This is a genomic window from Myxococcus eversor (assembly GCF_010894455.1).
GTDB classification, from domain to species: Bacteria; Myxococcota; Myxococcia; order Myxococcales; family Myxococcaceae; genus Myxococcus; species Myxococcus eversor.
Window position 1 is genome coordinate 200,349 of record NZ_JAAIXY010000004.1, and the last position, 25,244, is coordinate 225,592.

Below are 25,244 nucleotides of genomic sequence, written 5' to 3' on the forward strand. Positions count from 1 at the left end.
GTCCCGTGGCTGCTGCACCGCGGCACGAGCGCCTTCACGTTCCCCGGATGGGGTTCATCGAAAATCGAACAGGAGGCACGACATGAAGGCAGCCATTTGGGGGCTCGGGGGGCTGGGGGTGGGCGTGGGGTTGATGTACTGGACGGATCCGCGCAGTGGCCGGTGGCGCAGGTCGCACCTGCAAGGCAAGGCGGTGCACGCCGCCCACGAAGCTGGAAGCGCGGCGGGTGTCGTGAAGAGGGATCTGGCCCAGCGCTCACGGGGCCTGTTCCTGGAGTCCATCGGCCGGTTCCGCTCCGAGACGGTGGACGACGTGACGCTCGCCGAGCGCGTCCGCTCCGCGCTGGGCCGCGTGTGCTCGCATCCGGGCTCCGTGAAGGTGGCCGCGCGCGATGGCGTGGTGTCACTGGAGGGCTCCATCCTGCTCGAGGAGCTCAAGCGCGTGGTGCCGTTCATCCGGCGCGTGCGCGGGGTGCGCGGCGTGGAGAACCGGCTGCTGCCCTTCGCGGACTCGACGCGTCGGTCCGAGCTTCAGGGCGGGCGCGCGCGGGGGGGACCGTCGCGGACCTTCGGCCCGGCGCATTGGTCTCCTTCCGCGCGGTTCTTCGGCGCGCTCGGGGCCCTGTCGCTCGCGTCGGGAGCCATCCAGCGGCGCGGCATCCTCGGGGGGTTGCTCGGCGCGGGAGGTCTGGTGTTGGGGCTGCGCGCGCTCAGCAATCTGGACCTGCGGAGTCTCACCGGCCTCGGCGTGGGACCCCGCGCCATCACCCTGCACAAGGACATCACGGTGAACGCGCCGGTGGAGGAGGTCTTCGCGTTCTGGGACGCGATGCAGAACTTCCCTCGCTTCATGACGCACGTGGATGAGCTTCGCGTCGACACCGAGGGCCGCTCGCACTGGAAGGTGAAGGGCCCCGCGGGTCTCCACTTCGAATGGCAGGCCGTCGTCACGCAGCGCGTGCCCGGCAAGCTGCTCGCATGGAAGAGCGTGCAGGGCACGTCCGTGGAGAACGCGGGTGTCATCCACTTCGAGCCCACGCCGAAGGGCGGCACGCGGGTGGACATCCGCCTCTCGTACAACCCGCCCGCGGGCGCCATCGGCCATGCCTTCGCGCGCATGCTGGGCGTGGACCCGAAGCGGCAGATGGATGATGACCTGCTGCGCCTGAAGTCCCTGTTGGAGCGAGGCAAGGCCACGGGGCGAGAGACGGTGACGCGCGAGTCCCTGTCGACAGGGCGCGGTCGACCGTCGCTGATGCACTGAGGCCCCGCTCGGAGGGAGGGCGGGCGGCCGGGTCGCCAGCTCCCGCGGGATTTGCGCACCCCCGGCTCCGCGTCGATGGGTGCGCAATTCTTGCGCGCACCGGGGCCGTTTCGCCCCCGTGTGACTGGCGTGGTGCTTGCTTCGGAGTTCCTCCTCCGATGCGGGGCGAGCGGTTAATCTCGGGCCCTGAAACCATGGCGGAAACCTTGTTCGAGGAGCTGAAGCGGTACGTGGGCTTTGGAGCGCGGGACGAGCAGTCACTCGTCGGCCTCCACGCCATCGCGCATCCGCATTTCCCCCGCATCGCTCGCGTCTTCTACGACCGCATCCTGGAGCACGAGGGCGCGCGTCGGGCCCTGGAGGGCGGCGAGAGTCAGGTGGGGCACCTGCGCGGCACGTTGCAGGTGTGGATGGACCAGCTCCTGCGGGGCCCATGGGACGAGGCGTACTACGCCCTGCGCTGCCGCATCGGCCGGATGCACGTGCGCATCTCCCTGCCGCAGCACTACATGTTCGGCGCGATGAATGTGCTGCGCCAGGAGCTCAACGCCATCATCGACTCGGCGTACCTGGACCAGCCGGAGACGCTGCACGGCGCCCGCGCGGCGCTGGGGCGCATCCTGGACCTGGAGCTGGCCATCATGCTCCACACGTATCGCGAGGACCTGCTCGCGCAGCAGGCGCGCCACGAGCGACTGGCGACCTTCGGCCAACTGGTGGGCTCCATCGGCCACGAGCTGCGCAACCCGCTGGGCGTCATCGAGACCTCGCTCTACATCCTGCGCAGCCGCGCGGGTCCGTCGATTGACGAGCGCACGACGAAGCACCTGGACCGCATCGGCGAGCAGGTGGGCATCGCCAACCACATCGTGTCCGACCTGCTGGACATGATTCGGGACCGGCCGCTGCAACGCCAGGAGGTCTGGCTGGACGAGGTCTGGCAGGAGGCCCTCAAGGCCGTGGCCCGGCCGGACCTGGTCCGCGTCACCGCGGAGGGACTGGTGGCGCTGCCGCCGGTGCATGGAGACGCCGGGCAGCTGCGCCAAGTGTTCGTCAACCTCTTGGAAAACGCGGTGCAGGCGCTGGAGGAGTCGGGTGGCGACGTGACGCTCATCGGCGCCACACGCGAGTCCGGTGGGGTGGAGTTGGTGCTGGAGGACTCGGGGCCGGGCGTCAGCGACGTCATTCGAGGACGCCTCTTCGAGCCGCTGATGACCACGAAGGCGCGGGGCATCGGCCTGGGCCTGCCGCTCGTCCGGCGCATCCTGGAGCGGCATGGCGGCACCATCACCTACGCGCCGCGCGCGGGGGCCGGAGCCCGCTTCGTGATTCAGCTTCCCAGCACGCCCGAGGAGGGGCCCCATGCGCCATTACCTCCTGCTGGATGACAACCGGGCGCTGGCGGAGAACCTGGCGGAGATCCTCCGGGACGAGGGCCACCAGGCCACCGTCGTCGTCTCCGGTGACGAGGCGCTGCGCGAAGTGGGCACCACGCGCTTCGACGCGCTGGTGACGGACATGCGCATGCCCGGCATGAGCGGCGCGGACGCGGTGCGCCGCATCCGGCGGGTGGACCCGGGCCTGGCCGCGGTGGTGATGACGGCCTATCCCCGCGAGGACGATTTGGAGACGGCGCGGCGGGAGGGCCTGCTCGCGGTGTTGCCCAAGCCCGTGCCCATCTCCATGCTGATGGGCCTGCTGGCGAGTGCGCGGCGCGACGGGCTGGTGGTGGTGGCGGAGGATGACCCGGCGCTGAGCGACAACCTCTCCGAGGTGCTGCGCGCGCGGGGTTTTTCATGTGTGACGGTGGCGTCGGTGCTGGACGCGGACCTGCTCTCGTGCGCGGCGCCCTTCGCGGCGCTGGTGGACCTGCGCATGCCCGGCGGGCCCGACGGCGAGACGCTCCGGAGGCTGCGCGCGCGCTATCCGAGCCTGCCCACCTTCGTCATGACGGCGTGGCCGGACCTGGCTCCGCTGGACGTGGGCGTGGAGGTCTTCTCCAAGCCCTTCGACACGGGAGCGCTCATCGGCGCGTTGGAGTCGAAGTACGCCGAGCGCCCCGAGGCCCGGCCATGACCGAGCCCACGGCCCAGCCTCCCTCTCGCGTCCTCGTCGTGGACGACAACGCGGCGTTTCTCGACAACCTGGGGGAGTTGCTAGGGGACGCAGGCTACGCGGTTCATGCGGCGTCGACGTGTCGGGGGGCGCGGGAGAAGGCGCGCGAGGGCTTCGACGTGGCGCTGGTGGACCTGCGCCTGCCGGATGGTGACGGGACGGCGCTGGCGGCGGAGCTGAAGGTGGGTGCGCCGGACTCCGAAGTCGTGCTGCTCACGGGCTTCGCCACGCTGGAGACGGCGGTGGCGGCGGTGCGCGCGGGGGCGTGTGCGTACTTGATGAAGCCATGCGCGCCGCGCGAGTTGCTCCTCACGCTGGAGCAGGCGATGCGACAGGTGCGGCTGCACGCGGAGAAGCGCGAGCTGGCGCGGCGCGCGCAGGTGACGGAGAAGCTGGCCGCCGTGGGGACGATGACGGCGGGGTTGTCGCACGAGATTCGCAACCCGCTCAACGCAGCCGCGCTCCAATTATCCGTGCTGGAGCGTCGCGTGCGCAGGCTGCCCGACGGACAGCAGGGCGCGCTCCTGGAGCCGTTGCTGCTGGTGCGCGACGAGATTCGCCGGTTGGACCACATCCTGGAGGACTTCCTCCAGTTCGCCCGTCCCCGGGAGTTCCGCCCCGGCTCCGTGGACGTGAAGGCGCTGGTGCGCCGCGTGGTGGACCTCTTGAGCAGTCAGGCCGAGACGCGGAAGGTGACGCTGTCGCACGTCATTCCGGAGGCGACGTTGCCCGCGCTGTCCGGCGAAGAGGAGCGACTGAGGCAGGTGCTCATCAACCTGTGCCTCAACGCGCTGGAGTCCACGCCCGCGCAAGGCCGGGTGACGTTGACTGTCGGCGCGGAGGAGGGGCGGGTGCGGCTCACGGTGGACGACACGGGCCCGGGCGTCCCGGAGGCGGTGAGGGACCGCATCTTCGAGCCCTTCTTCACCACGAAGGTCCAGGGCTCCGGGCTGGGGCTCCCCATCGTCCACGCCATCGTCACGCAGCACGGCGGGACGCTGGAGGTGGGCACGGCGCCCGGAGGGGGCGCTCGCTTCCTGCTGCGGTTGCCGGTGGCGCGGTAGGGAAGGCCCGCGCCGCACCGGCGTCACCCGCTGGAGAGGTTCAGAAGCCCAGCGGAGGAGCCGCGAGGCTGGACGCGGAGACGCTCGCGCAGAGGATGCAGGCGCTCTGGTTGGAGCCGTCCGCGCGCTTGCCCGGCTTGTCCGCGCTGGCGACCTGACGCCGCTCGTCCATGCCACCACCGGGCTCGTTGGTGAACCAGATGTCGAACTCGTAGTGCACGGGCACGGGCTTGCCATCGAGCGTCGCGGGCTCGTAGCGCCACGTGGTGAGCGCGCGGATGACGCCCTCCTCCAGGCCGGAGAGCCCCTGGAGCGACTTGCAGTCGGTGACGGAGCCCTCGGCGGTGATGGTGCAGCGGGTGACGACCGCGCCCTTGGGGACTGCGGACATGCGCGAGCGCATGTGCTGGGTCAGGTCCGCGAAGTGCATCCTGCTCCCGGACAGGAAGCGGGGCGGGGTGATGCCGGGGCCGAGCGCGAAGACGCCGTCTTGCGCGGGCCTGGGCGTGGTGGCCACGGGGACCGGCGTCGGGAGGGGCTGCTCCACCTGGGGAGGAGCCTCGGCCACCTCGACGGGGGCGACAGGCGCGCTCTCCAGGGCGATGGCGGGAGCCGCCGGCTCCACGTCCAGCGAATAGGGCGTCCGGGGCAGCTCCGTGCGGACGATGCTCTGTGTGTCCGGGATGAGCAGGGGGCGCGGGCCCGGCTCACGCACCTTCTTCGGCGGGGCCTTGAGGGTGGGGGTGCGGACCGGCCGGCCCACGGTGGAGGAGATGGCGACGGGCAGGACACGCGGCAGGGGCGCGACGAGCGGCCGGTGGATGGGTGGCTCGTCCACAGCGAAGGCCCGCTCATGGCTCGGGGCGGAAGGGGCCTCGGCGGACACGGTGTCGAGATCGCCGGGCGTCACGGCCATCGCCGGCAAGGGGACCTGAGAAGTTCCCAGCGCGAGGGCGAGCGCGGCGCCGCCCAGTCCACTGACCAGCCGCCAGGACCTGCGCGGGGCATGCGGCTCCGGCATGGCCAGCAGGCGGCGGATGCGTCCGAGCAGCGAGCCTCCATCCGCGCCGAGCGCGAGCAGGGAGGACGGCGGCGCGCGAAGCTGCTCGATGTGCGCGAGCGCGCGCGCATAGAGGAAGGCGTCTCCGCACGACTGCACGGCGAGGTCATCCGCGCAGTGCTCGCGCTCCTCGCGGATGCGGTGCGACAGCCACCAGACGGCGGGATGGTAGAAGAGGAAGGTCTCCACCAGCGCCTGGAGCAGGTTGACCAGGTAGTCATGCCGCTGGATGTGCGCGAGCTCGTGCGCGAGCACCGCCTCCAGTTGCGAGGGAGTCAGTCCGGCGATGGCACCCGCGGGGACGAGGATGAGCGGACGCCACAGGCCGATGACCTGGGGCACATCGACGCGAGCGGAGGCCAGCAGTCGCACGGGGCGCGTCAGGCGCAGCCGCGCGAGCGCTTGCGTCAGGGCCTCACGCCAGGCGGGCGCGGGCTCCTGGGTGTGCAGTCGGGACAGCCGCTGGGCCGCGTACCAGGAGATGAGCATCCGGGCGGACAGCAGCAGCACGCCGCAGCACCAGGCCGGCAGGAGCCACGGCCGCAACAGCTCCAGCCAGGACGCCCCGGCCGCCACCGTCGCGGGCTCGGCCACGGTCTCCAGCGTGGTGCCCGGAGGCAGCGTCGCGGACAGGAGCGTCTGCGCGGACACTCCACCCGCCATGGGAGTCGCGGTGTCCGTCGTCCCCATCAGCGCGCCGAGGAACGTGGCGAGCGGTAGCAGTGCCATGGTCAGCAGGCCCAGACAGGCGACCGCGTAGCGGCCCCGCGCCGAGCGACGCGACATCAAGGCGAGCAGCCCCGCGACCACCAGCGCCACCGCCGCGCCTTGCCATGCGAAGGCGAGCAGGGCTTGTTCCAGTGAGTCCAGCACGTCCATCACTTCCCCCGCCTCTCGTGCTCGTCGAGCAGCTTCCGGATCTCCGCCAGCTCTTCCGCGGAGGCCCGCTTCATCGAAAGCGCCTGGGCCACGACGGTGGACGCCGAGCCGCCGAAGGCCCGGTCCATCAAGTCCCGCAGCAAATCCCGCTGCGTGCGCTTCTGGCTCAGGGCCGCTTCGTAGACATGGGTGCGCTCGCTCTCGTCGCGCTGGACGAGCCCCTTCTCCGTCATGTTCTGGAGGAGCTTGAGGACCGTGGTGTAGCCGGTGTCCTTGTCCTGCGTGTCCCGGAGCGACTCATGCACCCGACGCACGGTGCTGGGCCCCAACTGCCAGAGGACTCGGAGGATGGCCAGCTCGGCGCGTGTCGGCTGCGGTGGAACGGGCATCATTCACGAAAGTATTACGACGTGCGTCGTAACTGTCAACGACGGACGTCGTAGATGCCCGCGATGGAACACCGCGTCGCGCGGAGGGAGGTGTTGGCCCTGGCGTCAGGACTCCGCGGCCAGGTCTCCGGAGAGCTCGTCCGCGTCGGGCTTCACCGGGGCTCCGTCGCCCTGCGAGCCGTACTCCTTGAGGCGGTACTGAATCTTCCGAACGCTGATGCCGAGGACCTCCGCCGCGCGAGACGTGGAGCCCTGCACCATCTCCAGGGTGCGGAGGATGGCCTCGCGTTCGATGGCCGCGAGCGTGGCGCCGGGGATGAGCGCGCCCGTGCTCGTGCCGGTGGGGCGGGGGCCGCGCAGCACGGGCGGCAGGTCGTCCGTCGTCAGCTCCTGGTCCTGGGTGAGGACGACGGAGCGCTCAATCGCGTTCTCCAATTCGCGGATGTTGCCCGGCCAGTCGTGCGCGAGCAGCGCCTGGAGGGTGCCCGGCGCCAGGCCGCGCACCTGCTTGCCGTAGGCCTCGCCGTACTTCTCCAGGAAGTGGTTCACCAGCGCGGGGATGTCGCTCTTGCGCTCCCGGAGCGGCGGCAGCGTGACGCTCACCACGTTGAGCCGGTAGTAGAGGTCCTCGCGGAAGCGGCCCGCCTTCACCTCCGCGGCGAGGTCCCGGTGCGTCGCGGAGACGATGCGCACGTCCACCTTGAGCGTCTGCGTCCCGCCCACGCGCTCCAGCTCCTTCTGCTGGAGCACGCGCAGGAGCTTCACCTGCACGGTGGGGGAGATCTCCCCGATTTCGTCCAGGAAGAGGGTGCCGCCGTCGGCCAGCTCGAAGCGGCCCTCCTTGCGCGCGATGGCGCCGGTGAAGGAGCCCTTCTCGTGGCCGAACAGCTCGCTCTCCAGCAGGTTCTCCGACAGCGCGGCGCAGTGCACGCGGATGAAGGGCTTGTCGCGGCGCGGCGACTCCTGGTGCAGCGCCTGGGCGATGAGCTCCTTGCCCGTGCCGGACTCGCCGAGGATGAGCACCGTGGCGCGCGTGCTCGCCGCGCGGCGCACGACGTCGTAGATGCCCTGGAGCTGCGGGGACTCGCCGATGATGTCGTGGAAGCGACGCACGCGGGTGCGGACCTGGTCCCTGAGGGACTCCGCCTCCTGGCGCAGGCTGCGCTTCTCCAGGGCCTTGGACAGGGTGACGAGCACCTGGTCCGCGTCGAGCGGCTTGAGGAGGAAGTTGTCCGCGCCGGACTTCATCGCCTCGACGGCCATCTCCACGCTGGCGAAGGCCGTCATCATGACGAACGTCGCGTCGCTGCCCTGTTCGCGCGTCGCGCGCAGCAGGCTGAGGCCGTCCATCCGCGGCATGCGCACGTCGGTGAGCACCACCGCGGGAGAGAAGTCGGACACGCGCGCGAGGGCCTCGGCGCCATCGGCGGCTTCGGCCACGTCGTAGCCCTCCTCGCTCAGGATGGTGGCGATGGCGCGGCGGGCATTGTCCTCATCGTCGACGACCAGGATTCGCTGTGCGGACATGGGTGGGGGCTCGGAGGCGGGGTCAGGGGAGGGCGATGCTCACGAGGGGCTTCGCGAGAGGAGCGTCGGGCGCGGCGCGGGGGCTCGCGGCGCGGGCATGCCACGTCTCGACGACGGCCTCGATGCGCGGCGTTATCTGGATGACGGAGCTGGGGAAGCAGTGGGCGGGCAGCTCGGAGAAGATGAGCCGCACCACCTCCGCGTCCAGGTCCGTGGCGACGGCCACATGGGGACGCACGATGAGGTCGGTGAGGTGCGGCGGCTGGCCGGGCCCGCCCACGACGCGCGCCACCGCGCAGCTCTGGTAGAAGAGGACGTTGACGTCCGCCTCGCGCGCCCTCTCCAGGAACGCCAGCAGCGTGCGTCCCTCCACCGCGCCCACCAGCAGCGTCTCCGGAGCCCAGCGTCCGTCCTCCGTCGCGCCGGGCTCGACGAGCGGCAGACCGATGGGCACGGGAGGCGCCCGGTCGCTCGTCAGCACGGCACCCCGCTCGCCTTGCCAATACAGACGCGTTTCGTACTCAGTGATGGTCACGGACGTCATGGGCGCTCCTTCCGCCGGGCCCTGTTCCGGCATTGCCCTTTCAACCCGTGTGCCGCGGAGGTGCTTCATGGTGGACCGGGGATTCACCCTCCAGCCCCGGACGGGCGAGCGAGGGTAACTCATGGAAGCCCGAAGAGCCGTAGCACCGTGGGGCCCGTCAAGCTGACCAGCAGACAACCGGCCAACATGAGGGGAAGCCCCAACTTGAGCAACTCGGTGGTGTCGAGTCCCTCGCCCGCGGCCATGGCGTTGGGCGGGGTGCTGATGGCGAAGGGGATGCCGAACGAGCACCCCATGGCGACGAGGATGGGCGTGGACGCGGAGGGCTCCACGCTCAGGGCCAGGGGCATGAGCAGCGCGGCGGTGCCGGTGTTGCTCATCAGCGCGGACAGCCCCGCCGCGACGACGACGAGCGCCCCCAAGCGGGCCTCGCGAGGCCACGCCTCCAGCCGGGCGCCATCGAGTGCGTGGGCGACGAGGCCGGAGTGTTCCAGCAGTCTTCCCAGCGCGAGGCCACCGGCGATGAGCAGCATCGTGGACCAGTCGAGTCGTCCCAGGTCCTCGCGCTTGAGCAGTCCGGTGCCGAACAGCAGCGCGGTGGCACCGAGGGCCACCACCGGTGCGGGCACGCCGTGCAGCGGCTCCGTCAGCCAGGCCACCACGCAGGCGGCGCTCACCGCGAGCACCCGTCGACCGGAGCTGTCGAGCATGCGGGCTGGCTGTGCGGGCAAGGTCAGCAGGCCGCGCATGGGGAAGCGCAGCAGCACGAGGCCGAAGCCCAGGAGCAACATGAGGAGGGTGAGGGGCAGGGCAAAGGCCATCCAGCCCGCGAAGGTGACGTGTGCGTGAGCGCTGGCGGCGGAGACCGCGAGGGCGTTGGGGCCGCTGCCCACGGGCGTCGCCATTCCGCCCAGGTTCGCGCCCAGCGCCACGCCCGCGAGCAGGGCCGGTCGCAGCGGAGCGCCCGGAGGCGAGGCGAGCAGCAGGGGCCTCAGCGCGGCGAGCATCATCGCCGCCGCGGCCACGTTGGACATCCACATGGAGAGGAAGGCCACGCCGCCCATCACCAGCAGGAGCAGCAGCCGGGGCCGGCCTCGCGACAGGCGGACGACATGCCGGGCCACGGCGGAGTCGAGGCCGTGCCGCATGGCCGCCACCTCCAGCGTGAAGCCTCCGAGGAACAGGATGAGCACCGGGTCCGAGCACCAGGCGAGCACGGACGACAGCCGATACTCCGAACCCAGGGGACCGAGGACCACGGGGGTGGCGCCCAAGAGGAGCAGGGTGGGCACGAAAGGAGGAACCAGCTCCGTGAGCCACAGCACCAGGCACACGCCGGCCACCAGCACCGTGCGCGACGCGACGTCTCCTTGCACGCCGAAGCCCGCGAGTCCCGCCACCGCGCCGAGTCCCACCAGCGCCAGCACGGGCCGCGTCCAACGACGTGGCGACGAGGGCGGAGGAGTCGCCTGGAGAGGCGAGGGGAGCAGGGCCTCTGCGTCATCGCTTGTCGTGGCGAGAGGGGAAGTCATGCGGAGGGCTCGTCACGGAGGTCAGGGAGAGGGCAACAAGGGAAGGTGTCTCAGCGCTATCTCACTCACGCGAACGTGAGCGGCAACAGAGGAAGGCGTCTTGGCGCCGCCTCGCTCAGGCGGATGTGCGCGGCGAGAGCGGAAGGTGTCTTGGCGCACCTGCTCTTGTTTCGGCTGCCGGGCAGCGAGACTCGGCGCCCGGAGTGGGTGAGGCAGCCAACGGAGTGTCATGGACAGGGCCTCGGCGCCGAATCACGGCGTTGGCGGTTCCGCCGAGTTCTTCCGGCGGAGGCGGCACTCGAGCCGTCCCCCACCACCGTTGCCGAAGAAACGGCGCAAGGAGCAACAATCCTCCGCGCCCGCCATCCAGGAGAGTGGCGCGAGGCGACCCCGCGCTCAGGCGTTGAATTCCCTGGCCAGCTCGCGGCGGTCCTTGTCCTCGATGAGGTGCTGCGCGTAGCGCACCAGATCCGCCTCGGTGATGATTCCGAGCAGCGCGCCGTCCTGCCCGACGACGGGAAGGCATCCGAACTTGTTGCGCAGCATCATCACCACCGCATCGCGCAGGGACGCATCGGGGGGCACCGTCGTCACGTCGCGGGTCATGATGTCGGCCGCCCACAGCGGCTGCGCGGCCGGGTCAGACGCATGCGTTGCCGCGGCCCGGAGCAGGTCGCGGTGGGTGATGAGGCCCACGAGCTTTCCCTGCCGGAGGACAGGCAGGTGCCGGATGCGGTGCAGGCGCAGCAGCTCCTCCGCCTTGCCCAGGTTCTGCGTCTCCTTGAGCGTGACCACCTCACGGGTCATCAGTTCGCCGACGATCTGCATGTGTGGGGCTCTCCCGGTCCTGGATTGAACTCTCCGGGAGGCCATTGCACGGCGGAGGCCAGCCCGGCTTCCCTCGGGCCGCTGCGATTCCCGCGCCCCGCGCGCGCAAGCTTTGCGCCTCCATGGGGTGTCCCGCATTCCTTGCGCGTGGGGGTGTTCACTGGAGCGCGCCCACCCCTGGCCTCCGGGTGGGTTGAAGCCCGTCCCCGTGTGCGCTAGATGCTCACCCAGTCGCTAGGGGTGCCCCTCGTAAGGGGCTGAGACGGCCGCGTGGCGCGGCCAACCCTTGGAACCTGAACCGGGTCATACCGGCGGAGGGAAGCGGCCCGGAAACCCCCTGGGGGCTTCCGTCTGCCTTCCCGCCCGTCCTCGAGGAGAGAGAGATGAGCGGAGCGTCCAGAAGCCTCAAGGTCGATGGCAAGGTGCTCGAAGGCATCAGCCAGGGCCCATTGCCAGCGTCTCGCAAGGTGTTCGTGAGTGGGGAGCTGCACCCCGACTTGCGCGTCCCCGTGCGCGAAATCAGTCAGACCCCCACCCGACACGGACCGGGCGCGGAGGCCCGGGTGACGGAGAATCCCCCCGTGTTCGTCTACGACTCCAGCGGTCCGTACACGGACCCGGAGAGGGACATCGACCTGCGCCGGGGGCTGCCCGCCACCCGCGAGCCCTGGGTGCTGCGCCGCGAGGACACGGAGGAGCTGTCGGGCATCACCTCCCGGTACGGCAAGGAGCGCGAGGCGGACCCCCGGCTGGCGGGGCTGCGCTTCGGCCACCGCCGCAAGCCTCGCGTCGCGCGCCAGGGCAAGAACGTCACCCAGTTGCACTACGCCCGGCGCGGCATCATCACCCCTGAGATGGAGTACGTGGCGCTGCGCGAGAACCTGCGCATGGACGCGTCACTGTCCGCGCAGCACGCGGGCCACTCCTGGGGCGCGTCCATTCCCCGCGTCATCACCCCGGAGTTCGTGCGCGAGGAGATTGCCCGGGGCCGCGCCATCATCCCCGCCAACATCAACCACCCGGAGCTGGAGCCGATGATCATCGGCCGCAACTTCCTGGTGAAGATCAACGCGAACATCGGCAACTCCGCCGTGTCCTCCTCCATCGAGGAGGAGGTGGAGAAGATGGTCTGGTCCATCCGCTGGGGCGCGGACACGGTGATGGACCTGTCCACCGGCCGGAACATCCACGAGACGCGCGAATGGATTCTGCGCAACGCCCCGGTGCCCATCGGCACGGTGCCCATCTACCAGGCGCTGGAGAAGGTGGGCGGCAAGGCGGAGGAGCTGACGTGGGACATCTTCCGCGACACGCTCATCGAGCAGGCCGAGCAGGGCGTGGACTACTTCACCATCCACGCCGGCGTGCTGCTGCGCTACGTGCCGCTCACCGCGAAGCGCCTCACCGGCATCGTCAGCCGAGGCGGCTCCATCCTCGCGAAGTGGTGCCTGTCCCACCACCAGGAGAACTTCCTCTACACGCACTTCGAGGAGATCTGCGAGATCATGAAGGCGTACGACGTCAGCTTCAGCCTGGGTGACGGGCTGCGGCCGGGCTCCATCGCCGACGCGAACGACGCGGCGCAGTTCGGCGAGCTGGAGACGCTGGGAGAGTTGACCAAGATCGCCTGGAAGCACGACGTGCAGACGATGATCGAGGGCCCGGGCCACGTCCCCATGCACCTCATCCAGGAGAACATGACCAAGCAGCTCGCCGTGTGCGACGAGGCGCCGTTCTACACGCTGGGGCCCCTCACCACGGACATCGCTCCGGGGTACGACCACTTCACCAGCGGCATCGGCGCCGCGATGATCGGCTGGTTCGGCTGCGCGATGCTCTGCTACGTGACGCCCAAGGAACACCTGGGCCTGCCGGACCGCGACGATGTGAAGGAAGGCGTCATCACGTACAAGATCGCCGCCCACGCCGCCGACCTGGCCAAGGGGCATCCAGGCGCTCAGGCCCGCGACAATGCGCTGTCCAAGGCCCGCTTCGAGTTCCGCTGGGAGGACCAGTTCAACCTCTCCCTGGACCCCGAGCGCGCCCGCGCCTTCCACGACGAGACGCTGCCCGCCGACGGCGCCAAGGTCGCCCACTTCTGCTCCATGTGCGGACCCCAGTTCTGCTCCATGAAAATCACCCAGGATGTTCGCGACTACGCGGCCAAGACGGGAGTCATGGACGCCGCCGCGCTCGACTCGGGGATGGAGCAGAAGAGTGAGGAATTCCGGAAGGCGGGCAGCGAGTTGTATCGCTGAGCCAGGCAACCCGAAATCGAGGGCGTCAAACGACCCGTTACATCACCTGTCCGAGACGTGACAATGAGAGTGGGTGCATGTCATGTTAGGGAGGCATGGGCGCGGCGTTCGCGCCCTCGATTATCTGGAGGGGATACTTCATGGAGACTCCGCCGCGGGAGCAAATGGGTTCGTACATCACCGGCGCGCCGATGCCGACCCAGGATGAGAAGACGATGGGGCTGATCGCCCACATGGGAACCATCCTGGCCAACTTCGTGGGCCTGGGCTTCGCGGTTCCGCTGGTGCTGATGCTGACCAAGGGCAAGGAGTCGTCCTTTGTTCGCGAGCACTCGGTGGAGTCGCTGAACTTCCAGATCACCCTCTTCATCGCCGGCCTCGTGGGCGTGGCCACGTCGTGTATCGGCATCGGCCTGGTGCTGCTGCCCATCGTCGGCATCCTGGCGCTGGTGTTCGGCATCATCGGCGGGCTGAAGGCGAACGAGGGTCAGTTGTACAAGTACCCGTTCGCCATCCGGTTGGTGAAGTAGTCGGCCGCGGCGCCGGCTCCCCTCGGGGAGCCTGGAGCCACTCGGGCGGGCCTTGCGCGAGCGCGTGGGCCCGCCCGTCGTCTTTCCGGCGTGACGCGCGGCTCAGCCGCCGATGCCCATCATCGACAGCAGCGTGGCGCCGTTGCCGGGCTCGGTGAAGCGGTGGCCCTCGGGCTTGTCGCCCAGGGCGCCGCGGATGGCTCGGGCCAGCTCCACGTCGGTGGCTCCGCCGCGGATGAGCTGGTGCAGCGGCGCCTGCGCGCGGCCCCCCAGGCAGCTTCGCAGGTCGCCATTCGACGCCACGCGCACGCGGTTGCACCCGCCGCAGAAGTTCTGCGTCAACGGGGAGATGAAGCCCACGCGGCCCCCGGGCGCCCTCCAGTAGCGCGCGGGACCGGACGTCACGGAGTCGGCGGCGGCGCCTGCCTCCTCGGGCTCGGCGGAGAGGTCCAGGCCCTCGGCGCGCAGCCGCTCCATCAGCTCGGCGGTGGGCACCGGGACGCCCTGGCCAAAGGGCATCAGCTCGATGAAGCGCGGGGTGATGCCGCGTGCGTGCGCGTACTCCACCAGCGCGCGGGCCTCGCCGTCATTCACGCCCCGCATCACCACGACGTTGAGCTTGAGCGAGGCGTAGTGGGAGGCCGCCGCCGCGTCGATGCCTCGGAGGATGGCGTCGAAGTCACCCTGCTTGGAGATGCGGCGGAAGGTCTCCGGCGACAGCGTGTCCAGGCTGAGGTTGAGCTGGTCGACCCCCGCCTCGCGCAGCGGGCTGGCCAGGGCCTCCAGATGGCTGGCGTTGGTGGTGATGGCCAGGTGCCGCACGCCGGGGAGGGTGGCGATGCGGCGGGCGATGTCCAGGATGTCCGGACGCAGGAGCGGCTCGCCCCCGGTGAGGCGCACGCGGCGGATGCCCAGCGCTGCGAAGATGCTGGCGATGCGTCCCAGCTCCTCCGCGTTCAACAGGTCCTTCTTGCCACCCCAGGACGCGGGCGAGCAGTACGCGCAGCGGAAGTTGCAGCGGTCCGTGATGCTCAGCCGCAGGTACGTCATCCGACGCCCCTGCGCATCCAGCAAGGGCGGGGCGAGCGGATCCGTCTGGAGGGCGGGCGTCGTCACGGGCGGCCTGACTTCATAACAGCCGCTCGGGGGACGTTCATCTCAATCCCCCGGCGTGAGGGCCTCAGCCCTCGCTGCCCGTCGCCGAGCGGATGACGGGTGGTGCCTTCACCTCGGCGGACTCGCTCGGGGTGGCGCGCGGGGCGGAGACGGGGGCGGAAGAAGGCTCCGGGTCGTCGTCCAGGTCCGTCAGCCGCGCCAGCTCCGCTTCGGCCTCGTTCGCCTCGGCCTCGGCCACGGGGAGATTCAGCTTCCTGAGCGCCATCTCCTCCTTGATGCGGATGAGGCCGTCCTCGCCGATGTCCAGGAAGGCCCGGACGACTTCCGGGTCGAACTGGGTGTTGGCGCAGCGGCGGATCTCCTGGATGGCGTTCGCGAAGGAGGTGCCCTTGCGGTACGGCCGGTCGCTCGTCATCGCGTCCAGCGTGTCCGCCACGGCGAAGATGCGCGCGCCGATGTGGATCTCCTGACGCTGGAGGTTGCGCGGGTAGCCCGCGCCATCCCAGCGCTCCTGGTGGGACAGGACGATGGAGGACGGCGTGGAGAGGAAGGGGATGGCTTGAATCATCTGGAAGCCGATCTCCGGATGCTTGCGCATCTCCAGCCACTCGTCGGGGGTGAGCTTGCCCGGCTTGAGCAGCACCGCGTCCGGCACGCCAATCTTGCCGATGTCGTGCAGGAGCGCGCCGCGGCCAATCTCCTCCAGTTCCTTGCCGCCGATGCCCATGCGCCCGGCGATGGCGGACGTGTAGCTGACCACGCGCAGCGAGTGGTCGCTCGTCTCGTGCTCGCGCGCGTCCAGCGCGGCCACCAGCGCCAGCAGCGTGTTCTGGTAGGTGTTGGCGATGTTGTGGAGCGCGCTGCGCAGCTCCGCGGTCCTGTCGCGGACCTTGCGCTCCAACTTCTTCTGGTAGCGCTTGCGGGCCATCTCGATGCGGCGCTTGGCGAGCGCGCGCTCGATGGCTCGGATGAGGTCGGTGAGCTTGGGTGGCTTGAGCAGGTAGTCCACCGCGCCCCGGCGCAGGCAGTCCACCGCGGACTCCGTGTCGCCATAGCCGGTGAGCATGATGACGGACGTGTCCGGCAGTCGCTCCCGCAGGTTCTCCAGCAACCAGAGGCCGTCCTTGCCCGGCATCTTCATGTCGCTGATGACGAGCGGCGTGTCCTCCTCGCCAGCCACGTCCAGCGCCATCTCGGCGCCGCTCGCGACGACGCAGTTGTAGCCCTCTTCACGCAGGAGGACGGAGATGACGTCTCGGACGGAGTCGTCATCGTCGACGATGAGGATTCGGGGTGGGGCAGGGGGGATGGCTTCCACGGCGGGAGATTCTAAAGGTTTCCGGGTTTCAATGGCGAATGAGTCAGGGAAATTACCACCTTCCTCCACTTGCAGGTTGACAGTCCAGTGCGCTGGTCCGGAAGACGACCCTGGGAGGGAGGGCGACCGGGCAGGCGCGGACGCACTCTGGGAGGAAGTCGAGCGTTCAGGCCCGGGCCCGGGCACCCGCGCGGTCGTACCGGAAGGGTGCCAGGTCCAGGGTGGCCCGCTCTCCGAGGACGGCCTCGGCCACGAGCTTCGCGGTGATGGGAGCCAGGAGGATGCCGTTGCGGAAGTGTCCGGTGGCGAGAAAGAGGCCCGGGGTAGGCCCCTCCCCGAGGTAGGGCCGCTTGTCCTCCGTCCAGGGGCGGAAGCCGGCCCACGTCTCGGTGATGGGGGCGGAGCCGAGCTCCGGACACAGCTCCAGGACCATGTCGAGGATGCGGGCCAGCCCCGCGGCCGTCACCTGCTTGTCGAAGCCCACCATCTCCATGGTGCTGCCGGCGATGATGCGGCCGTCCGCGCGGGGGACGACGTAGCCCTTCTCCGACGTGAGGATGTGCTGGAGCAGCGGCAGGCGCGTCTGGAGCTGGATCATCTGCCCGCGCGCGGGACGCACGGCCTTCGCCTCCACGCCCGCGCCCTGGACGAGGGACGACCACGAACCCGCGGCGAGCACCACCGCGTCCGCGCGCAGCACCTCGCCATCCAGGTCCACGCCCGCCGCGCGGCCCGCTTCGTGGACGATGCCGCGCACGTAGCCGCTTCGAAACCCGGCGCCCACGCGCGCGGCGGCCATCGTCAAGGCGCGGACGAGGAGCCGATTGTCCACTTGATGATCATCCGGGAAGTGGGCGGCGGCCACGGCCTTCGTGGACAGGCGCGGCTCCAGCGCGCGGGCCTGGGCGCCATCGAGCACCTCCGCGCGAAGGCCCTGCGCGCGTTGCCACAGCACGGTGGCTTCGAGGTGCCGCACCGCTTCGTCGCTGAAGGCGACCTTGAGGACGCCGCTGGGGCGGTAGGCGATGTCGACGCCGGACAGTTCGCGCAGCTCCTCGGCGAAGGCGGGGTAGAGGGCGAGGCTTCGCAGGCACAGGTCGAGGAAGGGACCGGGGCCGTCGGATTCCATCTGCGGGGCGAGCATTCCCGCGGCGGCGCTGCTGGCCTCGGCGCCGGGGATGGAGCGCTCCAGCACGGTGACGCGCGCGCCCGCCTGCCGAAGCCGCAGGGCGATGCCGCAGCCCATGATGCCCCCGCCCACGATGATGACGTCCGAGACTCGCATGGGCTTCTTTCCTGCTCGTCCCGTCGAGGGTTTGCAAGCAACTTGGACCTCGGTTCGAGAGGTCGGGTTGACGGCGAGGGGCCCTTGCCATTACTCATGGGGCCGTGCGTCTCTCTTCCGTGCATCCCCATCATGCGCATCATCGGCTCGGCCCCGACGGGACCGTTCGCCACGCGCATGCCTGGGTGAGCCACTAGACGCACCACCCTCCCGGCACCTGCCGCAGCGAATGAAGGCCCGTCCCCCCCGGACGGGCCTTTTTTCGTTTGCGCGCGGCCCTTCGATTCCCCCGCAACCCCCCGTAGGTCCAACCATGTTGCTGAAGATCGCTCTTCCCAACAAAGGCCGCCTTTCCGAAGAGGTTCGTGAGCTTTTCAACGATGCGGGCCTGGAGGTGCGCGGCAGAGGAGAGCGCGCACTCACCGCGTCGCTCGGTGGCGAGTTCGAGGCCATCTTCGTGCGCGCCCAGGACATCCCGGAGTTCGTCGCGGACGGCGCGGCGCACGCGGGTGTCACGGGATGGGATTTGGTGAACGAGGCGGGGCGTGAGCTCGAACACCTGATGGACCTGGAGTTCGGCAGGTGTCGGCTCGTCGTGGCGGCGCGCGAGGAGAGCGGAATCACCCAGGCCAGCGATGTCCGCGACGGCATGCGCGTGGCGTCGTGCTTCCCCCGGCTGACGCAGGACTACTTCGCGAAGCGGGGGCAGCGCATCACCGTGGTCCCCGTCTCGGGAGCGGCGGAGATTGCTCCGCACCTGGGCATCGCGGACCTCGTGGTGGACCTGACGTCCACGGGCTCCACGCTGAAGATGAACGGGCTGCGCGAGGTGGCCACGGTGCTGGAGTCCAGCGCGCGACTGGTCTCCAGCAACTCGAACGTCCCGGAGGCGCGCAAGCGGCTGGACGAATTGAAGCTGGCGCTGGGCTCGGTGCTCGCGGCGCGCGGCAAGCGCTACCTGATGGCCAACGTGCCTCGGGATGTCCTCACCGAGGTCCGGGAGGTTCTTCCCGGCCTCAATGGCCCCACGGTGGTGGACGTGCTGGGCGGAGGGATGTTCGTCGCCGTGCACGCGGTGGTGCCGGCGAAGACCATCTACCGCACCGTCAACGCGCTGAAGGCGCTGGGTGCCGAGGGCATCCTCGTCACCCGCATCGAAAGGCTGGTGGCGTGATGACGCCGCTTCCTTCGTTCCTTCGCTATCGAGGCCCCCTGGCCAGCCTGTCCCTGGAGGACCGGCGCCGGCTGTTGGACCGAGGCGGAGATGTGGACACGCGCATCTCCGCGCGAGTGCGGGAGCTCATCGCCAAGGTCCGGCTGGATGGGGACTGGGCGCTCTTCGAGATGGCGCGCCAGTTCGACCGCGCGGAGCTCGTCTCGCTGGAGGTGCCTCGGGCGCGCTGTGAGCAGGCGCTCGAATCGTTGGACCCGTCGCTGGCGCGGGCCCTGGCGCGCGCGGCGCGGAACATCGCGAAGGCGCACGAGGCACAGAAGCCTCGCGCGGTGGAGGTGGAGACCGAGCCGGGCGTGCTCGTGGGCCGCAGGCCGGACCCGTTGGGTCGGGTGGGCGTGTATGCGCCGGGGGGCAGGGCGGTGTACCCGAGCAGCGTGTTGATGGGTGTGGTGCCGGCGAAGGTCGCGGGTGTGGGGGAGGTCATCGTCTGCTCGCCTCCGGGGCCGGACGGACTGCCCCACGCGAGCGTGCTGGCGGCGGCGGTGCTGGCGGGCGCGGACCGCGTCTTCGCGCTGGGGGGAGCGGGCGCGGTGGCGGCCATGGCGTACGGCACGGAGAGCGTTCCCCGCGTGGACCGCATCGTCGGGCCGGGCAATGCGTACGTGGCGGAGGCGAAGCTCCAGGTGGTGGGCGCGGTGGCCATCGAAGCACCCGCGGGGCCGAGCGAAATCCTGGTCGTCGCGGACGAGACGGCGAGCCCGGACGCGGTGGCGAGGGAGATGCTGGCGCAGGCGGAGCACGACCCGGACGCGGCCTGCGTGACGGTGGCGCTGGGCGAGGGCATGGCGGACGCCATCTCCGAGCAGGTGCGGCGTCTGTCGCTGGAGGCGAAGCGGCAGGAGATTGTCACTTCGGCGCTGCGCTCACGAGGGGCCGTGCTGAGCGTGACGTCGCTGGAGGAGGCGTGGCCCTTCGTGGCGGACTTCGCGCCGGAGCACCTGTTGCTCGCCACCGCGTCGCCCTCGGTGGACCTCGCGCGCGTGCGCAACGCGGGGACCGTCTTCCTCGGGGAGCGCTCCTCGGTGGCCTACGGCGACTACATGACGGGCTCCAACCACGTGCTGCCCACGGCGGGACTGGCGAGGGCCTACTCGGGATTGAACCTCCTCGACTTCTACCGGTGGACCACCTACCAGCGCGTGGAGCGCGCCGCGTCCCAGGCGATGGCGGAGGACGTGGGCCTGCTGGCGGACAGCGAGGGACTCTTCGCGCACGCGGACGCCGCGCGGGCATGGAGGCTCGAGTGATTCCCTCGCGTGCGTCCTTCCGGGACATTCCGCTGTATTCGCCAGCGAAGCGGCCCTGTCGCGTGGACCTGAGCGACAACACCAACCTCTTCGGCGTGCCACCCGCGGCGGCGCGAGTGCTGCGTGAGTCCGCCGTGGAGTCGCTGTCGCGCTATCCCCGGGGCTATGCACCCGACCTGCGCGGAGCCCTGGCCGAGCAGCTCGGCGTGGGGCCCGAGTGGGTGACGACGGGCTGTGGCTCCGACGACGTCCTCGACAGCGCCCTGCGTGCATTCCTGGAGCCGGGCGAGCTGCTCGCGTTCCAGGACCCGACGTTCGTGATGATGCCGCTGTTCGCGCAGGTGAACGGACTGCGGACGGTGGCGGTGCCCCTGCGCGCGGACTTCGACGTGGAGCCCGAGTGGTTGGTGTCCACGGAGGCGAAGGTCATCTACCTGTGCTCGCCGAACAATCCCACGGGCACGGTGCTGTCGCGCGCGGCGGTGGAGCGCGTGGTGGAGCGCGCGCCGGGGCTGGTCATCATCGACGAGGCGTATGCCGACTTCGCGCGCGGGCCCGGATTCATGGACCTGGCGCGCACGAGGACCAACGTGCTGGTGACGCGCACGTTCTCGAAGGCCTTCGGGCTCGCGGGGATGCGAGTGGGCTGGGGCGTGGGACACCCGAAGCTCGTGGCCGAAGTCGAGAAGGCGCGGGGCCCGTACAAGCTCACCACGCTCGCGGAGTCGATGGCCGTGGCCACGCTGCGCGAGGACTCGGGCTGGGTGCGCGCTCGGGTGGAGGAGGCGGTGGCCAACCGGGAGCGCCTGCGGGGCGAACTGGTGGCGATGGGACTGAAGCCGCTGCCTTCGGAGGGCAACTTCCTGATGGTGCCATTGCCCGGAGCGCCGGGAGTGGCGGAGCGGATGCGGGAGCGCGACGTGAATGTGCGGGCCTTCCAGGGGCTGACCGGAATCGGAGATGCGCTCCGAATCGGCAGTGCTCCCTGGCCCCTGATGGAGACGGCGCTGGTGGCGCTGCGGGAGTCCTTGCGATGAGAGTCACCTTGTTCGACTACGGCGCTGGAAACATCCACTCGCTGGCCAAGGCGTTGGCCACGGCGGAGGGAGTCGACGTTCGCGTGGAGGTGGACCCGGCGCGGGCGGTGGACACGGAGGTTCTCGTGCTGCCCGGTGTGGGGGCCTTCGGTGCCGCGGCGGCGCGACTGGCTCCCGGGCGCGAGGTGATGCGTTCGGCCCTGGAGCGGGGCCTGCCGTGCCTGGGCATCTGCCTGGGCATGCAGCTTCTCTTCGATTCGAGTGACGAGGGAGAAGGTCAGGGCCTGGGCTACTTCCCCGGGCGGGTGACGCGGCTTGCGGCACGTCGAGTCCCCCAGATTGGCTGGAACCAGGTGGACGAAGACAGCACGTTGTCCGGCGCGAAGCTGGACACCGTGTACTACGCGCACAGCTTCGTCTGCCGCGCGGAGGATGCGTCCGTCGTGACGGGGTGGACGACGCACGAGGAGGACCGTTTCCCCGCCGTCGTCCGGCGCGGCCGGGTGGTGGGCGTGCAGTTCCACCCGGAGAAGTCCTCGTCCTCGGGCGTGGCCTTCGTGCGGGCCTTCTTGCGCGAGGTGGCGTCATGAGGGCGATTCCGGCCATCGACTTGCGCGAAGGCGCCTGCGTGCAGCTCGTCGGGGGCTCGTATGACGACGAACGCGTGCGCGTGAAGGACCCGCTGGACGCGCTGCTGCGGTGGCGTGCCTTCGGCTTCCGCGCCTTCCATGTCGTCGACCTGGATGCGGCGCTGGGAAAGGGTTCCAACGCGGACGTCGTGACGAGACTCACCGCGCATGAACCGGGGCTCACCTTCACGGTGGGCGGTGGCGTGAGGGAACTGGAGAAGGTGGAGGCCCTGCTGGAGGGGGGCGCCTCCGCGGTGGTGGTGGGGACTCGGGCCATCGAGGATCCGGCGTGGCTGGCGGAGGTCGCCAGGCGCTATCCCGGACGCGTGGTGGTGGCCGCCGACGTGCGAGGCCGCGAGGTGGTGACGCGAGGTTGGACGGCGGGCAGTGGCAGGACGGTGGGGGACGTGCTCGCGACGTTGGACCCGCTGCCGCTTGGAGGGTTGTTGGTGACGGCGGTCCACAAGGAGGGGCAGCTCGAAGGCGTGGACCTGGCGCTGATGCGGGAGGTGGTGGTGCGCAGCCGCCACCGGCTCTACGCGTCGGGCGGGGTGACGACGTTGGAGGACTTGAGGGCGCTGGCCTCGGTGGGGGCGTACGGGGCGGTCATCGGCATGGCGCTGTACACGGGACGACTGGATGCGCGCGACGTCGCGCGGGAGTTCGCGGAATGACCACCGTCACTCGGGAGACGAAGGAGACGCAGGTCCGTGTGGAGCTGTCCCTGGGCAAGGGCGCCACGCAGGTGGACACGGGGCTCAAGTTCTTCGACCACATGCTCGCGACCTTCGCGCGCTACGCGGGGCTCGACTTGAAGCTTCACGCGCGGGGTGACCTCACGCACCACTTGATGGAGGACGTGGCGATTACGTTGGGCACGGCGGTGCAGCGAGTGATTCCGGCGACGGCGGCGCGGTTCGCGGAGCGCACGCTCCCCATGGACGACGCGCTCGTGCAGGCGTGTCTCGATGCGGGCGGACGGTTCTTCTACCAGGGGCCGCTGAAGAACCGGCTCTACGAGCACTGGATGCGGTCGTTCTGCGAGCACGCGAAGGTGACGTTGCACCTGCGGGTGTTGAGAGGGAAGGACAGCCACCACGTCACCGAGGCGGCGTTCAAGGCGCTGGGGCTCGCGTTGCGCGATGCGATGGTGGACTCCGGCACCGTGTTCAGCATGAAGGGCTCCGTGGCCCTGGAGGTGCTCTGATGCTGACCCGACGACTCATCGTGTGTCTGGATGTGAAGGGCGGCCGGGTGGTGAAGGGCGTGCGCTTCGAGGGACTCCGCGACGTGGGAGACCCGGTGGAGCTGGCCTTGCGCTACGAGCAGGAGGGCGCGGACGAGGTGACGTTCCTCGACATCTCCGCGAGCAACGAGGAGCGGGACACGCTCCTGGACCTGGTGCGGCGCACGGCGGAGCGGCTGTTCATTCCGTTGACCGTGGGAGGCGGAGTGCGCACGGCCGACGATGTGGGCCGAGCGCTTCGGGCGGGCGCGGACAAGGTGAGCATCAACTCGGCGGCGGTGGCTCGGCCCGAGGTGCTCACGGAGTGCGCGGAGCGCTTCGGTGCGCAGTGCGTGGTGGCGAGCATCGATGCGCGAAAGGATGGCTCGGGCTGGCGTGTCCATACGCACGGGGGGCGCAAGCCCACGGAGCTGGAGGCGGTGGCATGGGCTCGCGAGTGCGTGGCGCGCGGCGCGGGCGAAGTGCTGCTCACCAGCATCGACCAGGATGGAGCGCGCTCTGGCTATGACCTGGAGCTGACGCGCGCGGTGGCGGACGCGGTGGATGTGCCCGTCATCGCCTCTGGCGGCGCGGGCAATGCGGAGCACGTGCGTGAAGGACTCACGCGTGGCGGCGCGGACGCGGCGCTGGTGGCGGGCATCCTCCACGATGGGCTCACCACGGTGGGTGCCATCAAGTCGCTGCTCCGCGAGAGCGGCCTTCCGATTCGGAGCACGACATGACGACGAGCGCACAAGGATTGATGCAGGCCGCCGCGGAAGTCGCGCGCAAGGCAGGAGACGTGGCGCTGGGCTACTTCCGGAGCGGCATCGCCGTGGACACCAAGAGCGACGGCACACCCGTCACCGTCGCGGACCGCACGGCCGAGAAGACCGCGCGAGAATGGCTCGAGGCCCGCTTCCCGGACGACGGCATCCTCGGGGAAGAGTTCGGAGAGACGCGGCCGGGTGCTCAGCGTCGCTGGATCCTGGACCCCATCGACGGAACCAAGACCTTCATCCGAGGCGTTCCACTGTGGGGCACCCTCGTGGCCCTGGCGGAAGGGGAGCGCATCCTCGTGGGCGCCGCATACTTCCCCGCCGTGAACGAACTGCTCGTGGCCGCACCCGGGCAGGGGTGTTTCTGGAACGACCAGCGCGCGAAGGTGTCCGAGCAGGCCGACCTCTCCCGCGCGGTGGTGCTCACCACCGACGAGCGCTTCCGCCAGTACCCCGAGCGCGGTGATGCCTGGCGTCGCTTCACCCTCGACGCCGCCATCTCCCGGACCTGGGGCGACTGCTACGGATATCTCTTGGTGGCCACCGGCCGTGCCGAGGTCATGGTCGACGAGCTGCTCTCACCCTGGGATGCCGCCGCGCTCCAGCCCATCATCGACGAGGCCGGAGGCGTCTTCACCGATTGGACGGGGCGACGAACCTCATTCGGCGGCAACGGCATCGCCACCAACGCGGCCCTGGCCCGTGTCACCCGCGAGCGCCTGGGCGCGACGGAGGTCGAATGAACCTGGACCTGGACCGACTCGACTTCACCAAGGGCGGTGGACTGGTGACGGTGGTGACGCAGGACGCGCGCACCGGTGACGTGCTGATGGTGGCGCACGCGGACCGCGAGGCCCTGGAGCGCACGCTCGCCACGGGACAGATGCACTACCGCTCGCGCACGCGCGGGCTCTGGCACAAGGGCGCCACCAGCGGGAACACACAGCAGGTGGTGTCCCTTCGCGCCGACTGCGACGGAGACGCGGTGCTGGCCCGCGTCGAGAAAGCAGGTCCCGCCTGTCACACCGGCGACGTGACGTGCTTCGGTCCCGGAAGCGAGGACGCACTGGCCTCTCTCGATGCCACCCTCGCCGAACGCGCCGCCCGCCCCGATGCCCCAGGCGAGAAACCCAGCTACACACGCCGCCTGCTCGCGGACCGCAACCTGCGCCTCAAGAAGCTGGGCGAAGAAGCCGCGGAGCTGGTGACGGCTTGCGCGGATTCGGACGCCGGACGCGCGGCCGAGGAGGCAGCCGATCTCCTCTACCACCTGCTCGTCGCGGTGAGGCCGCTCGGACTTTCCTTGGAAGACGTGAAGGCTGTCCTCGCCCGTCGTGCCGCGAAGCCTCCGCTTCCCGGCAATGCTGGATGAGGAAGTCTCACC

Annotated in this window: 24 protein-coding genes and 1 riboswitch; of the genes, 15 read left to right on the plus strand and 9 right to left on the minus strand. The window is 70.1% G+C overall.

The features are described 5' to 3' along the window. The first annotated feature begins 82 nt into the window (after nt 1-82). The 4 genes from G4D83_RS10255 to G4D83_RS10270 all read left to right on the plus strand — a co-directional run bounded on the left by G4D83_RS10255 (nt 83) and on the right by G4D83_RS10270 (nt 4,443). On the plus strand, nt 83-1,264 hold the full coding sequence (locus G4D83_RS10255) for an SRPBCC family protein (RefSeq protein WP_240356249.1): 1,182 nt from the start codon (nt 83-85) through the stop codon (nt 1,262-1,264). 194 nt (nt 1,265-1,458) lie between these two features. Next, on the plus strand, nt 1,459-2,652 hold the full coding sequence (locus G4D83_RS10260) for a sensor histidine kinase (protein WP_163864517.1): 1,194 nt from the start codon (nt 1,459-1,461) through the stop codon (nt 2,650-2,652). Continuing rightward, nucleotides 2,627-3,340, plus strand: a complete 714-nt coding sequence (locus tag G4D83_RS10265; RefSeq protein WP_163864518.1) for a response regulator — start codon at nt 2,627-2,629, stop codon at nt 3,338-3,340. Before G4D83_RS10260 ends, G4D83_RS10265 begins: the two co-directional genes overlap by 26 nt. Continuing rightward, on the plus strand, nt 3,337-4,443 hold the full coding sequence (locus tag G4D83_RS10270) for a sensor histidine kinase (protein ID WP_163864519.1): 1,107 nt from the start codon (nt 3,337-3,339) through the stop codon (nt 4,441-4,443). The genes G4D83_RS10265 and G4D83_RS10270 overlap by 4 nt, the downstream gene beginning before the upstream one ends. A 40-nt stretch (nt 4,444-4,483) precedes the next feature. On the opposite strand, the gene G4D83_RS10275 is transcribed toward G4D83_RS10270, so the two are convergent. From G4D83_RS10275 to G4D83_RS10300, 6 genes are all read right to left on the minus strand, one after another. Continuing rightward, entirely contained in the window at nt 4,484-6,382 is a 1,899-nt protein-coding gene (locus G4D83_RS10275; RefSeq protein ID WP_163864520.1) for a M56 family metallopeptidase, read from the minus strand. After that, entirely contained in the window at nt 6,382-6,771 is a 390-nt protein-coding gene (locus G4D83_RS10280; RefSeq protein ID WP_163864743.1) for a BlaI/MecI/CopY family transcriptional regulator, read from the minus strand. Before G4D83_RS10280 ends, G4D83_RS10275 begins: the two co-directional genes overlap by 1 nt. A gap of 105 nt (nt 6,772-6,876) precedes the next feature. After that, nucleotides 6,877-8,298 (minus strand): sigma-54-dependent transcriptional regulator, encoded by a 1,422-nt coding sequence (locus G4D83_RS10285; protein ID WP_163864521.1) that lies wholly within the window; start codon nt 8,296-8,298, stop codon nt 6,877-6,879. A gap of 22 nt (nt 8,299-8,320) precedes the next feature. After that, nucleotides 8,321-8,842, minus strand: coding sequence for an OsmC family protein (locus G4D83_RS10290; protein ID WP_163864522.1), 522 nt, complete (start codon nt 8,840-8,842; stop codon nt 8,321-8,323). Nucleotides 8,843-8,961: 119 nt separating this feature from the next. Further along, the gene (locus G4D83_RS10295) at nt 8,962-10,374 is read right to left on the minus strand and encodes an SLC13 family permease (RefSeq protein WP_163864523.1); all 1,413 of its coding nucleotides are present in this window, start codon (nt 10,372-10,374) and stop codon (nt 8,962-8,964) included. A gap of 396 nt (nt 10,375-10,770) precedes the next feature. Next, a complete protein-coding gene (locus G4D83_RS10300) occupies nt 10,771-11,202 on the minus strand; it encodes a CBS domain-containing protein (protein ID WP_163864524.1) in 432 nt (143 codons plus the stop codon). A 226-nt stretch (nt 11,203-11,428) separates the two neighbouring features. Continuing rightward, a riboswitch (TPP riboswitch) is annotated at nt 11,429-11,539 on the plus strand. A 46-nt stretch (nt 11,540-11,585) separates the two neighbouring features. Here G4D83_RS10300 and thiC point away from each other — a divergent pair. Beyond that, on the plus strand, nt 11,586-13,460 hold the full coding sequence (thiC, locus tag G4D83_RS10305) for a phosphomethylpyrimidine synthase ThiC (RefSeq protein ID WP_163864525.1): 1,875 nt from the start codon (nt 11,586-11,588) through the stop codon (nt 13,458-13,460). A 140-nt stretch (nt 13,461-13,600) separates the two neighbouring features. Next, on the plus strand, nt 13,601-13,990 hold the full coding sequence (locus G4D83_RS10310) for a DUF4870 domain-containing protein (RefSeq protein ID WP_163864526.1): 390 nt from the start codon (nt 13,601-13,603) through the stop codon (nt 13,988-13,990). Nucleotides 13,991-14,092: 102 nt separating this feature from the next. On the opposite strand, the gene moaA is transcribed toward G4D83_RS10310, so the two are convergent. The 3 genes from moaA to thiO form a co-directional block, all read right to left on the minus strand. After that, complete coding sequence (gene moaA / locus G4D83_RS10315; protein ID WP_163864527.1) at nt 14,093-15,106, minus strand: GTP 3',8-cyclase MoaA; 1,014 nt, start codon at nt 15,104-15,106, stop codon at nt 14,093-14,095. 64 nt (nt 15,107-15,170) lie between these two features. Further along, nucleotides 15,171-16,424 carry an HD-GYP domain-containing protein gene (locus G4D83_RS10320; RefSeq protein ID WP_163864528.1) on the minus strand — a complete coding sequence of 418 codons (1,254 nt, stop codon included), beginning with the start codon at nt 16,422-16,424 and terminating at the stop codon, nt 15,171-15,173. A gap of 166 nt (nt 16,425-16,590) precedes the next feature. Continuing rightward, nucleotides 16,591-17,709 (minus strand): glycine oxidase ThiO, encoded by a 1,119-nt coding sequence (gene thiO, locus G4D83_RS10325; RefSeq protein ID WP_163864529.1) that lies wholly within the window; start codon nt 17,707-17,709, stop codon nt 16,591-16,593. Nucleotides 17,710-18,022: 313 nt separating this feature from the next. On the opposite strand from thiO, the gene hisG reads away from it, so the two are divergent. From hisG to hisIE, 9 genes are read left to right on the plus strand one after another with little or no spacing between them, the layout of a single operon-like run. Further along, the gene (gene hisG, locus G4D83_RS10330) at nt 18,023-18,883 is read left to right on the plus strand and encodes an ATP phosphoribosyltransferase (protein ID WP_163864530.1); all 861 of its coding nucleotides are present in this window, start codon (nt 18,023-18,025) and stop codon (nt 18,881-18,883) included. Further along, nucleotides 18,883-20,190, plus strand: coding sequence for a histidinol dehydrogenase (gene hisD, locus G4D83_RS10335; RefSeq protein WP_163864531.1), 1,308 nt, complete (start codon nt 18,883-18,885; stop codon nt 20,188-20,190). The genes hisG and hisD overlap by 1 nt, the downstream gene beginning before the upstream one ends. Next, nucleotides 20,187-21,227: a pyridoxal phosphate-dependent aminotransferase gene (locus G4D83_RS10340; protein ID WP_163864532.1), complete on the plus strand. Its 1,041-nt coding sequence runs from the start codon at nt 20,187-20,189 to the stop codon at nt 21,225-21,227. Before hisD ends, G4D83_RS10340 begins: the two co-directional genes overlap by 4 nt. Then, nucleotides 21,224-21,817: an imidazole glycerol phosphate synthase subunit HisH gene (hisH, locus tag G4D83_RS10345; RefSeq protein WP_163864533.1), complete on the plus strand. Its 594-nt coding sequence runs from the start codon at nt 21,224-21,226 to the stop codon at nt 21,815-21,817. Before G4D83_RS10340 ends, hisH begins: the two co-directional genes overlap by 4 nt. Continuing rightward, nucleotides 21,814-22,530, plus strand: coding sequence for a 1-(5-phosphoribosyl)-5-[(5-phosphoribosylamino)methylideneamino]imidazole-4-carboxamide isomerase (locus G4D83_RS10350; RefSeq protein WP_163864534.1), 717 nt, complete (start codon nt 21,814-21,816; stop codon nt 22,528-22,530). The genes hisH and G4D83_RS10350 overlap by 4 nt, the downstream gene beginning before the upstream one ends. After that, nucleotides 22,527-23,063, plus strand: coding sequence for an imidazoleglycerol-phosphate dehydratase (locus G4D83_RS10355; protein ID WP_163864535.1), 537 nt, complete (start codon nt 22,527-22,529; stop codon nt 23,061-23,063). The genes G4D83_RS10350 and G4D83_RS10355 overlap by 4 nt, the downstream gene beginning before the upstream one ends. Further along, nucleotides 23,063-23,824, plus strand: coding sequence for an imidazole glycerol phosphate synthase subunit HisF (gene hisF / locus G4D83_RS10360; protein WP_163864536.1), 762 nt, complete (start codon nt 23,063-23,065; stop codon nt 23,822-23,824). The genes G4D83_RS10355 and hisF overlap by 1 nt, the downstream gene beginning before the upstream one ends. Next, nucleotides 23,821-24,603 (plus strand): histidinol-phosphatase, encoded by a 783-nt coding sequence (gene hisN / locus G4D83_RS10365; RefSeq protein ID WP_163864537.1) that lies wholly within the window; start codon nt 23,821-23,823, stop codon nt 24,601-24,603. Before hisF ends, hisN begins: the two co-directional genes overlap by 4 nt. Further along, nucleotides 24,600-25,232 (plus strand): bifunctional phosphoribosyl-AMP cyclohydrolase/phosphoribosyl-ATP diphosphatase HisIE, encoded by a 633-nt coding sequence (gene hisIE, locus G4D83_RS10370; RefSeq protein WP_163864538.1) that lies wholly within the window; start codon nt 24,600-24,602, stop codon nt 25,230-25,232. The genes hisN and hisIE overlap by 4 nt, the downstream gene beginning before the upstream one ends. Nucleotides 25,233-25,244: the final 12 nt, after the last annotated feature.

What these genes read in the sequence shown, in the direction of transcription:
- G4D83_RS10255 (WP_240356249.1), top strand. Translation starts at nt 83, where the DNA reads ATGAAGGCAGCCATTTGGGGGCTCGGGGGGCTGGGGGTGGGCGTGGGG.
- G4D83_RS10260 (WP_163864517.1), top strand. Translation starts at nt 1,459, where the DNA reads ATGGCGGAAACCTTGTTCGAGGAGCTGAAGCGGTACGTGGGCTTTGGA.
- G4D83_RS10265 (WP_163864518.1), top strand. Translation starts at nt 2,627, where the DNA reads ATGCGCCATTACCTCCTGCTGGATGACAACCGGGCGCTGGCGGAGAAC.
- G4D83_RS10270 (WP_163864519.1), top strand. Translation starts at nt 3,337, where the DNA reads ATGACCGAGCCCACGGCCCAGCCTCCCTCTCGCGTCCTCGTCGTGGAC.
- G4D83_RS10275 (WP_163864520.1), bottom strand. Translation starts at nt 6,382, where the DNA reads ATGGACGTGCTGGACTCACTGGAACAAGCCCTGCTCGCCTTCGCATGG.
- G4D83_RS10280 (WP_163864743.1), bottom strand. Translation starts at nt 6,771, where the DNA reads ATGCCCGTTCCACCGCAGCCGACACGCGCCGAGCTGGCCATCCTCCGA.
- G4D83_RS10285 (WP_163864521.1), bottom strand. Translation starts at nt 8,298, where the DNA reads ATGTCCGCACAGCGAATCCTGGTCGTCGACGATGAGGACAATGCCCGC.
- G4D83_RS10290 (WP_163864522.1), bottom strand. Translation starts at nt 8,842, where the DNA reads ATGACGTCCGTGACCATCACTGAGTACGAAACGCGTCTGTATTGGCAA.
- G4D83_RS10295 (WP_163864523.1), bottom strand. Translation starts at nt 10,374, where the DNA reads ATGACTTCCCCTCTCGCCACGACAAGCGATGACGCAGAGGCCCTGCTC.
- G4D83_RS10300 (WP_163864524.1), bottom strand. Translation starts at nt 11,202, where the DNA reads ATGCAGATCGTCGGCGAACTGATGACCCGTGAGGTGGTCACGCTCAAG.
- thiC (WP_163864525.1), top strand. Translation starts at nt 11,586, where the DNA reads ATGAGCGGAGCGTCCAGAAGCCTCAAGGTCGATGGCAAGGTGCTCGAA.
- G4D83_RS10310 (WP_163864526.1), top strand. Translation starts at nt 13,601, where the DNA reads ATGGAGACTCCGCCGCGGGAGCAAATGGGTTCGTACATCACCGGCGCG.
- thiO (WP_163864529.1), bottom strand. Translation starts at nt 17,709, where the DNA reads ATGCGAGTCTCGGACGTCATCATCGTGGGCGGGGGCATCATGGGCTGC.
- hisG (WP_163864530.1), top strand. Translation starts at nt 18,023, where the DNA reads ATGTTGCTGAAGATCGCTCTTCCCAACAAAGGCCGCCTTTCCGAAGAG.
- hisD (WP_163864531.1), top strand. Translation starts at nt 18,883, where the DNA reads ATGACGCCGCTTCCTTCGTTCCTTCGCTATCGAGGCCCCCTGGCCAGC.
- hisH (WP_163864533.1), top strand. Translation starts at nt 21,224, where the DNA reads ATGAGAGTCACCTTGTTCGACTACGGCGCTGGAAACATCCACTCGCTG.
- G4D83_RS10350 (WP_163864534.1), top strand. Translation starts at nt 21,814, where the DNA reads ATGAGGGCGATTCCGGCCATCGACTTGCGCGAAGGCGCCTGCGTGCAG.
- G4D83_RS10355 (WP_163864535.1), top strand. Translation starts at nt 22,527, where the DNA reads ATGACCACCGTCACTCGGGAGACGAAGGAGACGCAGGTCCGTGTGGAG.
- hisF (WP_163864536.1), top strand. Translation starts at nt 23,063, where the DNA reads ATGCTGACCCGACGACTCATCGTGTGTCTGGATGTGAAGGGCGGCCGG.
- hisN (WP_163864537.1), top strand. Translation starts at nt 23,821, where the DNA reads ATGACGACGAGCGCACAAGGATTGATGCAGGCCGCCGCGGAAGTCGCG.
- hisIE (WP_163864538.1), top strand. Translation starts at nt 24,600, where the DNA reads ATGAACCTGGACCTGGACCGACTCGACTTCACCAAGGGCGGTGGACTG.